The following is a 13,622-nucleotide window of genomic DNA, read 5'->3' on the forward strand; positions in this document are numbered from 1 at the left end:
AAGGTTTGTAACAATTTTATATCTCAAAGCTAAGGAAAAAAAGGGGTAAAAAAAAGGGTAAGAATAGTTGTTAAGAAACTTTTAGAAGAATACTCAATCTTTACAAAAAACAGAAAATTAAGAAATTTAAAAAACTCTTAAACCCTTGTAAATACTGAGGAAAAAGCACTTTTTTGTTGCAAAAAGTTATCAGATTGAAAGGATTTTTACAAAAAGTAATTTAAGCAAAAATCACCCGAAAAAGGTGATTTTTTGTTATAAGTATGTTTATGTCAAGTAAAGTTAGTAACTAATTTTTGCTTGGAATATTTTTTAAGATTTCAAGAAGGTACTTCCAGAATTTTTGCATCGAAGAAATTTGTGCACGTTCGTCTGGCGAGTGAGCTCCGCGAATATTTGGACCAAAAGAAATCATATCCATTGCAGGATAGTTTTGACCAAGAATACCGCACTCTAAACCAGCATGACATGCAGCTACATGAGGTTCTGAAGCATTCATTTCTATGTATAAACTCTTTAATACTTTTAAAATGTCTGAATTCATGTTTGGTAGCCAACCTGGGTAAGAACCAGAAAATTCAACATCAAATCCTGCTAATTCAAAAACAGCTCTAAGTGAATTGGCTAAATCCCATTTGTTAGTTTCTGAAGAAGAACGTGTTAAACATCCTATTTTAATAGTACCATCTTTTACAATGATTCGAGCTATGTTATTTGAAGTTTCTACTAAGTCTTCAATATCTGGACTCATACGATACACACCATTTAAAGCACCATAAATGGCTTTGATTAACCCTATTTGAACGCCAAGCTCCATAACGGCTTTAGGTAAATCAACTTGTTTAAGTTCTATAGTAAGGTTAGGTTCTAAAGAAGCAAATTCTGCTTTAATGTCATTAATTAATTCATTTAGTTCAAATAAAAATGGTTCTTTAGAAACAGTATCTATTACAACTGTAGCAAAACTTTCTCTAGGGATGGCATTACGTAAACTACCACCATTAATTTCTGAGATTCTTAAACCGTAATTAGTAAATCCATCAAATAATAAACGGTTCATAATTTTATTCGCATTTCCTAAACCTTTATGGATATCCATTCCAGAATGTCCTCCGTTTAAACCAGTAACAGATAATTCAAAAGCGGTAGTGTTTTTAGGAGTTTCTTCAGATTCATAAGTTCGAGTAGCAGTGATATCTACACCTCCAGCACAACCTATACCAATCTCATCATCTTCTTCTGTGTCTAAGTTTAATAAGATTTCACCTGTAAGAATACCTCCTTCAAGCCCCATGGCACCAGTCATACCAGTTTCTTCATCAATAGTAAATAAAGCTTCGATTGCTGGGTGTGCTATATCATTTGAAGCTAAGACAGCCATGATTGAGGCTACTCCTAAACCATTATCAGCACCTAAAGTAGTACCTTTAGCTTTTACCCAATCACCATCAATAAACATTTTAATGCCTTCAGTATCGAAATCAAAATCTGTGTCAGCGTTTTTTTGATGAACCATGTCTAAATGACTTTGCATTACAATGGTTTTACGATTCTCCATACCAGAAGTAGCTGGTTTTTTTATGATAACATTTCCAACTTTATCAACGGTAGTTTCTAAATCTAGTTTGTTTCCAAAGTCTACCATAAATTGAATCACACGCTCTTCTTTTTTAGAAGCTCGAGGAACAGCATTTAAATCTGCAAAGTGATTCCAAACAGCTTTAGGTTCTATATTTCTTATTGCTGAGCTCATTTGTTTTTGTTGTTTTATTTGATGAGTTCAAAGGTACGTTTTTTTAAGAAGCATAAAACTTAGAATTGTTAAGTAAAAGAATAAAATATGAAAGATGTTTTTAGAATTTAAAAAAGATTTTAATTATTGAAGATGATGTAAGATGTTGTAGTTTAATTGAGTATGATTTGTATTGTGAAAAAGAAAAATATAAGTAGAGAGTTTAGTGTAACAATTCAATTATTTAACTGTCATTCATGAAAAATAATTTAGACATGAGAATATCTTATTTTACCGTTTTAACCTTTTTATATACAATTATTTCTGTAGCACAAACAAAATCTATAAATGAAAGTAAGTTTGTTAATATTGGGGGGATAGAGCAATGGGTAACTATAAAAGGAGATGATATAAATAAGCCAGCGATTCTTTTTCTACACGGAGGACCTGGTAGTGTAATGAGTCCTTATTGTGATAGTATTTATGGAAATTGGAAAAAGGATTTTATACTTATAAATTGGGATCAAAGAGGGGCGGGGAGAACCTTTGGAAAAAATGCTCCAAAAGAAGTAAATGAAGATTATTTTATTGAAAATAAACTTACGTTAGATAGAATGGTTAAAGATGGTGTTGAGTTGTCGGAATACCTTCTAAAATATTTAAAGAAAAAGAAATTAGTTCTTATAGGTAGTTCATGGGGTTCTATTTTAGGGGTAAAAATGATTATGAAAGAACCAAGTTTATATCAAGCTTACATTGGGAATGCTCAATTTGTAGGGTTTATGAAAAACTATTCTTATGCTTATGGTACAGTATTGAAATTAGCAGAAAAATCAAATGATACCATTGCTTATAAAAAACTAAAATTACTTGGGAAACCTCCATATAAGACTACTAGAAGTTTAGGACAAATACTTAGAGTTGTAAAAAAATACGAACGAAAAAATGCTATTAGAACTCCTGTAGGATGGTGGAGAATAAATCCAGAATATGACAATAAAAAAGATAAAATAGATAGGTATAACGGAGATGATTATTCGTTCCTATATTTTGCAGGCCATAAAAAAATGGGGATTGAATCTATAGTAAGAGGTTTGGATTTTAGTAAAGAAGTATTGAAGTTTGAAGTGCCTGTGTATTTAGTTCAAGGAGACGAAGATATTTTAACTGCTTCTCAAATAAATAAGTCATACTTCAATAAAATAACAGCTCCAGATAAAGCATATTATTTAATAAAAGGAGCAGGCCATAACCTAAATCAATTTATAATAGATGCAGATTATCAAATCTTAAAGGATAAAATTATGTTCAGTAAATAAGAAAGCCGTTTTTTTTCTTTACTAATGTCTCTTTTTGAGTTAAAAAAAATCATTCATAAAGAAGGAATATATTGAGATTCTTTATGTTTAGTTTGCTACATAACTGTTATTTTTGCAGTTATGGATTTTTCATCTAAATTTCTTGAGAATGCAGTTAATGAAGTAAGTAGATTGCCAGGGATAGGTAAACGAACTGCACTCCGTTTAGTTTTACATTTATTAAAACAACCTAAAGAGCATACAAAATATTTAACAGAAGCACTTACACAATTAAGAAATGAAGTGAAATCATGTAAACGATGTCATAATATTTCTGATACGATATTGTGTGATATTTGCAGTAATTCAAATAGAAATGAAGAGATTGTTTGTGTAGTAGAAGATATTAGAGATGTAATGGCGATTGAAAATACAGGGCAATATAGAGGGCTTTATCATGTATTAGGAGGGAAAATTTCACCAATAGAAGGAGTAGGACCACAAAATTTAAATATAGAATCTCTTGTAGAAAAAGTAAAAAACAAAGAAGTGAAAGAGTTGATCTTTGCATTGAGTTCTACAATGGAAGGAGATACTACAAACTTTTATATTTATAAGCAGATAGAAAAGTATGATGTAACAACTTCAACGATTGCTAGAGGAATTGCTGTAGGAGATGAGTTAGAATATGCAGATGAAATAACACTGGGAAGGAGTATTATTAATAGGATTCCTTTTGCAAATTCCCTGAAGAGTTAAAAAATAATTGAAATACTCTGATAAATAAATTGATGCATATTGTTTTTGATTATATTTATGATGAATAATTCCGAGTTATGAATAAATTTTTTCTATTAGTTTTATTATGTACTGTATCACTTTCTGCTCAGATTGATGATAATGCTCTTTTCAAATTAGAAGGAGCAACACAAACTACAATGAGTGGACTTACACCTAGTGGCGAAGGAAATTTTATATATAATACTACAGATAAGAAAGTGTATGTTTTTGATGGAACTAGTTGGAGAAAGCTGCTTTTTGCGCCACAAGTTTCTGAGAAAACAGGAAACTACACATTAGTGGCTTCAGATGATGGAAATGTACTTACTTTTAATAGTGCTACAAATGTTACATTAACTGTTCCTGCAGGTTTAGCTGTAGGTTTTAATGTAAGTGTATATCAAATAGGAACAGGAAGAGTTACAATTACAGGGGCGGGAGGAGTTTCGGTTAGAAACAGATTGTCTAGGTTCATAACTGCTGGGCAAAATGCAGGGGTTGGAATTATGTGTACTGGAACCAATGTTTTTTATGCAACGGGCGATCTTAGAAGAAACTAGTATGAAAAGAATATTGTTTGTTATTTTTTGTGTTTTATCGTTAAATATGACAGCGCAAATAGGAAACTATAATCAGTTCCCAATGATGCGACCTTCTCATATTTTAGATGATAAATTAGATGATATTAGTTTTGCTTATGGATTGCGTGTGCTAGAATCGGATTATAATGGTCCGTTAATTAGATTGCGTAGAGATAGTGATAATGCTGAAGAAGATTTTGGTTGGGCAGATAACGATATTGTTGATGTTGATGCAATCAATACTTGGAGAGCAGGAGCAAATGTATTTGTAGTTATTTGGTACGATCAAAGTGGTTTAGGACGAAATGCAATACAATATAATGTAAATAGACAACCGCAATTTACTCCAAATGCTGCACATCCATTTTTTAGAGGAGATGGAGCAAATGATTTTTTAGATACGCAAACAAGTATACAGGTTGTTACAAATGCAGGTAATAATGGAAGTGTGTTTGGTGTTTTTAATGCTACAAGAAGATCACAGCATACTTTTGGAGTATTGCGAGGGGCGAATAGATGGAGTACGCATATTAACTGGAATAATGGAAATTTATATTTCGATCCAGGTATTTGCTGTGCTTCTAGAAGAACATATGGAAATGCTGCGTTTGAAGGTGTTTGGACTCAGTATTCATTTATAAAATTAGATTCAGATACGTTAGCAAAGCGTAATGGAATTACTCAATATAGTGGTTTCTATAACAGAGGAAGGTGTACAATTAATGATAACTTTACGTTATGTTGGGCAAGAGGAAATCAGTCTTTATATTCAAATACAGCATTTACAGAAATGATTATGTATCGAACAGATGTAAGTACAGCTGATATAGAAGAAATTGAGCAAAACCAAATAGATTTTTGGAGCTTGTAGATTTAATAGTAACAGAATAAAAAAAGGGAATTGACATTGATCAATTCCCTTTTTTTATATGTTTATTTAGAGAGGTTTTCTTTATTGTTCTTTCTTGTAAACAATATTTCCACTGCTAACTCTCATCGTCATGTTATCGTCTAAAAATTGAATTTGAGATTCAATATTATTAAATGAATACAATCCTTCACCTTTATTTTCCCATTTGTCATTACCGCTAATTGTATTTGTGCAACTGGTATTTATTTCTTGATAAGTTTCTGATACTGTACTTCCGTCAGATTTAAACTCTATAAAACTTCTTTTTTCACAATCTGAAGCCTCTAAAGCATTGTTAGAAAATAAAAACCATTTTCCTAAAATAGGATCATTAGCATTTCCAGTGTTGTCATCATTAGAACAAGAAAATAGAATTACTAGTATAAATGTGGTTGCGAGGAATTTTTTCATAATTCAATATTTTAAACTAAGGATAAATATAAGCTATTTTCTTAACCAAGTATATTTGGTGATAATCATATTCTGATTATTGTTTTCAAAAGTTATCGGGCCATTGGCGCCAGAGGTATAACCATGTCTTCTAATATGGTAAGTTCCATCATTATTATTGGTCCATTCTCCATTATAAGAATTGCTTAAAGTACATTGGTTGTTTTCGAGTTTGTATTCTTCAAAAGTAAAAGAATTGTCAGCTCCAAAAACATATGTACTTCTAGCAACACATTCGCTTACATCAAAACCATTGTCTTTTTGAAGAGTCCATGTTCCTATAATTGGATCTTGTGTTTGAGAGTTATCTCCATCAGTTCCGTTAGGATCGGTAGATTCATTTGAAGAACAAGAGATAAAGCATAAGAATACTAATGAAAGTAATAAAAATTGTTTCATGATTTTGGGGATTGTTAAGTTATTTACAAGTGGAAAGATACTTAAAAAAATAATGAATTACTGATCGTTTTTTGTATTCTTTTCAAGTAATTCTTTTTCGTATTTATCCCAACTTTTTTTGTTGCGAATTTTCTTATATAAGCGAACGCTCATCATTAATAAAACAGAAACAAGAACTATACCTACAACTCCCCAAATCCAGTTAATTGCACTCTTTAAAACTACAAGAAAAACAATGGCAAATAAAATGATAGTCGCCACTTCATTCCATATTCTTAATTTTAAAGAAGAGTATTTTATTTCATCTTTTTGCAGTTGCTTATATATAGAATGACATGCAGCATGATAAAAGTATAATGCAAGTACAAAAGTTAATTTTACGTGCATCCATGGCATTTCTAAATAGATAGGATTTTTATATAGCATCCAAAAAGCAAAAAAACTAGCTAAAATGGCAGAAGGCCAGGTAATAATATACCAAAGCCGTTTTTCCATAAGCTTGTATTGTGTTTGTAAAATCTCTTTTGCAGGTTCTTCTTTTTTTTCAGCTTCTGTATGATAAATAAATAGGCGAACCATATAGAAAAGTCCAGCAAACCAAGTAACTACAAAAATGATGTGTAATGCTTTTACGTATAAAAAATCCATAATTTCTTATGTTTAAGATTGATATAAATTTATAATCTTATTTATAAATAGAGTTTAACTGTCAGAAAACTCTTTAATCCATTTTGAAAGAACTGCAACCCATTCATCGTTATCATTAATACACGGAACAGTATGGAATTCTTCACCGCCAGCTTCTAAAAACTCTTCTTTACCTTCCATTGCTATCTCTTCTAAAGTTTCTAAACAATCAGAAACAAAAGCAGGAGTTACAATGGCAAGTTTTTTAATACCGTCCTTTTCTGCTTTTTTAACAATTGTTCTATCTGTGTAAGGTTGTAGCCAAGGATCTACACCAAGTCTAGATTGAAAAGACGTAGAGACATTTTCTTCATTTAAATCTAATGCTTCAATTACATTTTTAGTAGTCTGTAAGCATTGATGTCTATAGCAAAACTCATGTGCTGGAGATGGAGTATTACAGCAACTTCCATCTATTTTACAATGCGATTTTGTAATGTCGGATTTACGAATATGTCTTTCAGGAACACCGTGGTATGAAAACAAAATATGATCGTACTCTTTATCTGATAAATAATCTTTTATGCTGTTAGATAATGCCGAAATATATTCAGGTTTATTGTAAAAAGCAGGAACATCAGTAATTTTCATATTAGGGAAGAACTCTTTTCGTAATTCTTCGGCTAATACCAAAATAGTTTCTGTGGTTGCCATAGCAAATTGTGGGTATAAAGGGATCAAAAGTACTTCCGTAACACCTTTGTCATGTAATTCTTGCAATCCGCTTTTAATAGATGGATTACCATAACGCATAGCTAAAGCAACAGGCAATTCTGTTTTTGCTTGTACCTTATCTTGTAATCTTTCAGATAATACTATTAAAGGAGAACCTTCTTTCCACCATATTTTTTGATAAGCTGCAGCAGATTTTTTTGGACGTGTATTTAAAACAATCCCTTTTACCAAGAAACTACGGAACCAATAAGGAACGTCAATTACACGTTCGTCCATTAAAAATTCCCCTAAATATCTTTTTACATCTTTTGGATCTGTACTATCTGGAGACCCTAAGTTTACTAATAAAACTCCTTTCATGTTTTTATTTTACTAACTGGTTCGTTATTTCATATAAAGTGATGGCCAAGCTATGTACTACATTCATACTTGAATTTCTACCATACATAGGAATTGAAATTGTAGCGTCTACTATATCAATAGCTTTTATACCATGTCTTTCACTTCCTAAAAGTAATACCAATTTCTCTTGATTTTTAAAATCGAAATCCTGAATGTCTATGCTCTGATCAGTAATTTCGATACCAATAATACTATTTCCTTCTTTTTTTAGAGTAGTAACTAACTCTGTAAAATCGGAATACGATTCAGAATCGATTTGATGAAATGTATTTCGTGCCGTTCTTTTTACGATTCTATTATTTATACTAGGTGAGCTGTCGTGTAAATAAATTTTTGATACGCCAAAGCTCTCAGCAATTCGAAAACACATTCCAATATTTTCTGGAGTTCGAATTGCATCACAAACAATTGTAATTGGGAACTTTTTTTGCTCGTTTTCTATTTCGTTATGTGCAAGTTGTTTCATTTAACTGTTTAAGGATAAAACATACTGTTTAGGAGTGGTACCAAATTTCTTTTTAAAAGCGGAAATAAAGTGGCTTGCGGTACTATATCCTACTTGTAAACCCACTTCATTAACATTGTATTGATTGCTTTCTAGTAGCTTTCTTGCATGTTCCATCTTATAGTCAAACAAAAAACTATATACAGTATCTCCATATACTTGTTTAAATCCTTCTTTTAATTTTTTTAAGTTTAAACCTATTTCATTAGCTAATTCCTGTAATGTAGGCGGTTCAGCCATTTTAGAAATAATAATGTCTTTAGCCTTTCTGATTTTTAAAACATCTCTCTCATCAACTAAAAAAGGACAATATTCACCATCTATAGCTTCGTCTTTTTGAAAGTGTAAACTCAATAGTTCGTATATTTTACCTTTAATATATAGGTTTCTAATAGAGCTATTTACGTTGGCGTTAATCAATTGCTTTAGAACAATAAGTACCGTTGGCTTTATAATGGAGTCATCATAATACTTGCGATTGGCATTTTCTTCACTTAAAAAAGGAATATAGCTAGCTTCACTTGAGAATAATGAGTGAAACTTCTTGATAGATACTAATAAAGAAACTAAAGTACTTTTGGGTTTAATCTCTAAGTTTAACGGTAACTTTTGCTGTGGATTGTATAGTAATATTGAGTGTTCCTCTAATATATCGAAAGTATAATTACCATTGTTAAAATGAAATTTAGCATTTCCATGAATGCAAAAGTGTAATTGAATGAAAGAGCTATCTATATCACGTTCAAAACGTTGGGTCTCCATAGAATCGTTAATAAACTCTAATAGAAGAAAACCATTTTCTAAATTCGTTTCATTAAAAGTACTTTTGGCGATATTTTTCAACGTCATTAATATTTAATATTACAATCTTTTTATTTAGAATCATTCTATATAAAAATGTTTGTAGTAGTTGATTTTACTGCAAAAATAAAGAAAATCAGAGGTTTTACCGAAAAAATATATCGAAAATCGAAAAACGACATTTTAAGTTCTTCTAGCGATACTTTTATCTAGAGTAAGTTTCTATTTTTGTCAGGATTTTTTGATTAATGTTTAATGTTGACAGATACTAAACCCAAGAATTTTTACTGTATAGGAGTAAGTTATATTAAAGCAGATGCACAAACCCGTGGTAAGTTTTCATTATCACAAGAAGCACAAATAGCACTGTTAGAAGAAGCAAAGGAGAATGAATTTGAAGGAATTTTTGTTTTATCTACATGTAACAGAACAGAAATTATTGGGTTTGCAGATCACCCTTTCCAATTGATAAGTATGTTATGTAAACATTCTGGAGGATCTGTAGAAGAGTTTGCTAGAGTTTCGTATGTACACAAGAATCAAGAAGGAATTCAACACTTGTTTAGAATAGGAACAGGATTGGATAGCCAAATCTTAGGAGATTACGAAATTGTAGGACAATTACGTTCTGCATTTAAAGTGGCAAAAGAACATAAAACAACGAATGCGTACTTAGAACGTTTACTTAATTGTATTATGCAGGCAAGTAAACGAGTAAAAAATGAAACTAAATTAAGTTCAGGAACTACTTCAGTTTCATATGCAGCAGTGCAATACTTAATCAAAAATCTTCCAGACTATAATACTAAGAACATTTTAGTATACGGCTTAGGTAAAATGGGAAAACATACCTGCAAAAACTTAGCAGAGTATACGCAAAATAACTTAGTAACTTTAATTAATAGAACAGAGCAAAAAGTAGATGAGTTTATAAAAGATCATACTACGATTAAGAAAGCTTTGTACGAGAACTTAACTACAGAGATAGCTAATACAGATATCTTAATTGTATCTACAGGAGCGGCTACGCCAACCATAAACTTAGAAAATATAAGTTCAGATAAAGAATTATTAATTTTAGATTTATCTGTTCCAGCAAATGTTTCAAAAGAAGTTCAGAGTTTACCAAATGTAACCTTAGTAAATGTAGATGAACTTTCTAAAGTAACAGATGAAACATTAGCTATTAGAAAGAGAGAAGTGCCATTTGCAGAAGCAATAATAGATGAGCACAAACAAGAATTTAACGAGTGGTTAAATCACCGTCGTTTTACACCTGCAATAAATGCGTTGAAACAATCGCTAGAAGCAATAAAAAATGACGAAATTAACTTTCATAAAAAGAAAATTGATAATTTTGATGTAGACCAAGCAGAAGCAATTACATCAAGGCTTATTCAAAAAATAACTACCCAATTTGTAAAGCACTTAAAAACAGAAGAAACTTCTGTAAACCAAAGCATACAGGTAATGGCAAAAGTGTTTGGCACAAATTTACAAACAATAGATGCAGCAGAAAATCATTAGAATTGGAACTCGCGATAGTGAGCTAGCTTTATGGCAGGCTAAAAAAGTACAAAAACTACTTAACGAAGAAGGTTATCAAACTCAAATTGTCCCAATCAAATCTACAGGAGACATTATTTTAGATAAACCTTTGTACGAACTAGGAATTACAGGAATCTTTACAAAGAATTTGGATATTGCAATGCTCAATGAAGAAATTGATATTGCAGTACATTCTATGAAAGATGTTCCTACGGTATTGCCTAAAGGAATTATTCAAGCAGCAGTTTTAAAAAGAGCAAATTACCACGACATTTTAGTGTTAAAAGACACCGAAGAGTTCATGGCGCAACCTAATGGAACTATTGCAACTGGAAGTTTACGTAGAAAAGCCCAATGGTTAGATAGATATCCAACACATGAAGTAGAAGATTTACGTGGAAATGTAAACACACGTATGGAGAAACTACAAAATAGTAAAGTTTGGAACGGAGCTATTTTTGCCGCTGCAGGTTTGGAACGTATTGGAAAAAGACCAAAAGGAGCAGTTTCTTTATCATGGATGGTACCAGCACCAGCTCAAGGAGCTATTATGATAACTGCCTTAGAAGAAAATGAAGATATTGTTGAAGCATGTTCGTATTTAAATGATGCAGATACAGCATTATGTACAGGAATAGAAAGAGAATTTTTAAATAGATTAGAAGGAGGTTGTACTGCGCCTATTGGAGCATTAGCTTATATTAATGAAGTTGAAAAAGAGCTTATTTTTAAAGGGATTTTACTTAGTAGAGACGGAAAAAAGAAAGTAGAAGTAAGTAAAAAAGTACCTATAGGAAGACATAAATATGTAGCGAAAGACTGTGCTAATTATATAATAGATAGAGGAGGGAAGATTCTAATGATAGAAGATCAGGGGATTGAAAAACAATTCTCTATTTACGCTACTAAAAAACTTTCTGAAGCACAAAAAAAACTGTTACCAACAACAATAAAAGTAGAGGACAGCGATTTTATAAAAATCCGATTTAACAGAATTGCGCCTAAAGTTATTAAAGATACAATAGAGCACGTAATTATTACAAGTAAAAATGGAGTAGAAGCTTTACTACATAATTTTACACAAGATCAATTACACTTTAAGAATATTTATTGCGTAGGTAGAAGAACTAAAAAGTTGATTGAACAAAAAATTGGAACTGTAACTCATACAGAACGTAATGCTAAAAAGTTAGCAGCATACTTATCTGATAAAATAGCAGGAGAAACAGTAACTTATTTTTGTAGTGACTTACGATTAGATACACTTCCAAAAGTATTATCTGAAAACAATATCAATGTAGATGAAGTAATAGCTTACAAAACAATGTATAGTCCATGTGATGTTGCAGAAAGTGTTGGAGGAGTGTTGTTCTTTAGTCCGTCTACTGTAGAAAGCTATATGCAAAAAAATAAAGCAGACAAAATAGCTTTTTGTATTGGAGAAACTACAGCTAAAGAAGCGGCAAAACATTTTAAAGAAGTACAAACAGCAAAATTACCAACTGTAGAAAGTATGCTAGAGTTAGTAAATCTACATTTTGTAAAAGAATAAAATCTTAGACCTCATAGTTTTTTAACCTTTGAGGTCTTTTAAAATATACATATGTTAACAACTAGAAGACCAAGAAGAAACCGCAAATCTGCTGCAATTAGAGCAATGGTGCAAGAAACTACTTTGTCGGTAAATGATTTTATTTATCCTGTGTTTCTTATAGAAGGCTCAGATAAAAAGGAAGAGATTGTTTCTATGCCTGGTATTTATCGTTATTCACTTGATTTACTATTAAAAGAAATTCAAGAATGTGTAGCTCTTGGAATCAAAGGGTTTTGTGTATTTCCTTCATTAGGAGATGATAAAAAAGATAAATACGCAACTGAAGGGCATAATAAAGACAGTTTATACATACAAGCATTAGCAAAAATAAAATCAGAGTTTCCAAATATTGCTTTGATGACAGATATTGCTATGGATCCGTATTCTAGTGATGGACATGATGGAATTGTAGAAAACGGAGAAATTCTTAATGATGAAACTTTAGAGATTTTAGGTAAAATGGCATTAGCACAGGCAGAAGCGGGTGCTGATATTCTTGGTCCATCTGATATGATGGATGGTCGAGTAGGTTATATTAGAAATGTATTAGATGAAGCAGGATATACAAATGTGTCAATCATGTCTTATACCGCTAAATATGCCAGTGCTTTCTACGGACCATTTCGAGATGCTTTAGATTCAGCTCCAAAATTTGGAGATAAGAAGACCTATCAAATGAATCCAGCAAATACGAGCGAAGCATTAATTGAAGCAGATTTAGATATTGAAGAAGGAGCAGATATGATTATGGTAAAACCAGCTTTAGCTTATCTTGATATAATTAAGTTATTAAAAGATACTTATGATGTACCTGTCACAGCATATAATGTAAGTGGTGAATATGCGATGTTAAAAGCAGCAGCAGAAAAAGGATGGTTAGAAGGAGAAAAAGTAATGATGGAAGGCTTGTTAAGTATTAAAAGAGCAGGAGCAGATATTATCTTAACTTATTTTGCTAAAGAAGCTGCTAAAGTTTTAAATAAAGAAAATGAATAGAATAGCAGCAGCAGGTAATATAATTCCACCAATTTATCATTTAATTTTAGAGAAAGGTTATGATATAAAATTGAAGGATGAATATATAATTGCCACAAAAGATAATTTTGAGTTCATTGCTAATGACTTTACCGAATTGGCAGGTTTAATTTTTTTGATTGAAAATAAAGGTAAAAATTGGAAAGTTAGTGATGAATTGATACAAGATTGTTTAATGTTTTTAAAGCAAAATTAATATAAGATATACGAATAATATGTCATTCC

The 13,622-nt window shown here is 31.2% G+C and carries 15 protein-coding genes; 8 read left to right on the forward strand and 7 right to left on the reverse strand.

Features of this window, described 5'->3' with window-relative positions; all coding sequences use genetic code 11:
- Nucleotides 1–289: 289 nt before the first annotated feature.
- Nucleotides 290–1,753 (reverse strand): aminoacyl-histidine dipeptidase, encoded by a 1,464-nt coding sequence (locus ACKTTC_RS01490; RefSeq protein ID WP_408037615.1) that lies wholly within the window; start codon nucleotides 1,751–1,753, stop codon nucleotides 290–292.
- A 236-nt stretch (nucleotides 1,754–1,989) separates the two neighbouring features.
- On the opposite strand from ACKTTC_RS01490, the gene ACKTTC_RS01495 reads away from it, so the two are divergent.
- The 4 genes from ACKTTC_RS01495 (at nucleotide 1,990) to ACKTTC_RS01510 (ending at nucleotide 5,262) form a co-directional block, all read left to right on the forward strand.
- Nucleotides 1,990–3,051, forward strand: a complete 1,062-nt coding sequence (locus ACKTTC_RS01495) for an alpha/beta fold hydrolase (protein WP_408037616.1) — start codon at nucleotides 1,990–1,992, stop codon at nucleotides 3,049–3,051.
- A 120-nt stretch (nucleotides 3,052–3,171) separates the two neighbouring features.
- The gene (recR, locus tag ACKTTC_RS01500) at nucleotides 3,172–3,789 is read left to right on the forward strand and encodes a recombination mediator RecR (protein WP_408037618.1); all 618 of its coding nucleotides are present in this window, start codon (nucleotides 3,172–3,174) and stop codon (nucleotides 3,787–3,789) included.
- 77 nt (nucleotides 3,790–3,866) lie between these two features.
- Complete coding sequence (locus ACKTTC_RS01505) at nucleotides 3,867–4,370, forward strand: hypothetical protein (RefSeq protein ID WP_408037620.1); 504 nt, start codon at nucleotides 3,867–3,869, stop codon at nucleotides 4,368–4,370.
- Between the two features lies 1 nt (nucleotide 4,371).
- The gene (locus ACKTTC_RS01510; RefSeq protein ID WP_408037622.1) at nucleotides 4,372–5,262 is read left to right on the forward strand and encodes an arabinofuranosidase catalytic domain-containing protein; all 891 of its coding nucleotides are present in this window, start codon (nucleotides 4,372–4,374) and stop codon (nucleotides 5,260–5,262) included.
- 81 nt (nucleotides 5,263–5,343) lie between these two features.
- Here ACKTTC_RS01510 and ACKTTC_RS01515 read toward each other — a convergent pair whose 3' ends face one another.
- The 6 genes from ACKTTC_RS01515 to ACKTTC_RS01540 are packed head-to-tail and all read right to left on the reverse strand — an operon-like array spanning nucleotide 5,344 to nucleotide 9,268.
- Nucleotides 5,344–5,712: a hypothetical protein gene (locus ACKTTC_RS01515; protein WP_408037624.1), complete on the reverse strand. Its 369-nt coding sequence runs from the start codon at nucleotides 5,710–5,712 to the stop codon at nucleotides 5,344–5,346.
- 33 nt (nucleotides 5,713–5,745) lie between these two features.
- Nucleotides 5,746–6,150 carry a lipocalin-like domain-containing protein gene (locus tag ACKTTC_RS01520; protein ID WP_408037626.1) on the reverse strand — a complete coding sequence of 135 codons (405 nt, stop codon included), beginning with the start codon at nucleotides 6,148–6,150 and terminating at the stop codon, nucleotides 5,746–5,748.
- Nucleotides 6,151–6,207: 57 nt separating this feature from the next.
- On the reverse strand, nucleotides 6,208–6,798 hold the full coding sequence (locus ACKTTC_RS01525; protein WP_408037628.1) for a CopD family protein: 591 nt from the start codon (nucleotides 6,796–6,798) through the stop codon (nucleotides 6,208–6,210).
- 54 nt (nucleotides 6,799–6,852) lie between these two features.
- On the reverse strand, nucleotides 6,853–7,872 hold the full coding sequence (gene hemH / locus ACKTTC_RS01530) for a ferrochelatase (RefSeq protein ID WP_408037630.1): 1,020 nt from the start codon (nucleotides 7,870–7,872) through the stop codon (nucleotides 6,853–6,855).
- Nucleotides 7,873–7,876: 4 nt separating this feature from the next.
- Complete coding sequence (locus ACKTTC_RS01535; RefSeq protein WP_408037632.1) at nucleotides 7,877–8,380, reverse strand: TrmH family RNA methyltransferase; 504 nt, start codon at nucleotides 8,378–8,380, stop codon at nucleotides 7,877–7,879.
- Complete coding sequence (locus tag ACKTTC_RS01540) at nucleotides 8,381–9,268, reverse strand: helix-turn-helix transcriptional regulator (RefSeq protein WP_408037634.1); 888 nt, start codon at nucleotides 9,266–9,268, stop codon at nucleotides 8,381–8,383.
- Between the two features lie 207 nt (nucleotides 9,269–9,475).
- On the opposite strand from ACKTTC_RS01540, the gene hemA reads away from it, so the two are divergent.
- Genes hemA through ACKTTC_RS01560 form a run of 4 tightly spaced genes read left to right on the forward strand, consistent with a single transcriptional unit; the run spans nucleotide 9,476 to nucleotide 13,593 of the window.
- Nucleotides 9,476–10,747, forward strand: a complete 1,272-nt coding sequence (gene hemA, locus ACKTTC_RS01545) for a glutamyl-tRNA reductase (RefSeq protein ID WP_408037636.1) — start codon at nucleotides 9,476–9,478, stop codon at nucleotides 10,745–10,747.
- Nucleotides 10,728–12,320 (forward strand): hydroxymethylbilane synthase, encoded by a 1,593-nt coding sequence (gene hemC, locus ACKTTC_RS01550; RefSeq protein ID WP_408037638.1) that lies wholly within the window; start codon nucleotides 10,728–10,730, stop codon nucleotides 12,318–12,320. Before hemA ends, hemC begins: the two co-directional genes overlap by 20 nt.
- A 51-nt stretch (nucleotides 12,321–12,371) precedes the next feature.
- Nucleotides 12,372–13,358, forward strand: coding sequence for a porphobilinogen synthase (hemB, locus tag ACKTTC_RS01555; protein ID WP_408037640.1), 987 nt, complete (start codon nucleotides 12,372–12,374; stop codon nucleotides 13,356–13,358).
- Nucleotides 13,351–13,593, forward strand: coding sequence for a hypothetical protein (locus ACKTTC_RS01560; RefSeq protein WP_408037642.1), 243 nt, complete (start codon nucleotides 13,351–13,353; stop codon nucleotides 13,591–13,593). The genes hemB and ACKTTC_RS01560 overlap by 8 nt, the downstream gene beginning before the upstream one ends.
- Nucleotides 13,594–13,622: the final 29 nt, after the last annotated feature.

Source organism: Tenacibaculum amylolyticum, from assembly GCF_964511145.1.
GTDB lineage: Bacteria > Bacteroidota > Bacteroidia > Flavobacteriales > Flavobacteriaceae > Polaribacter > Polaribacter amylolyticum.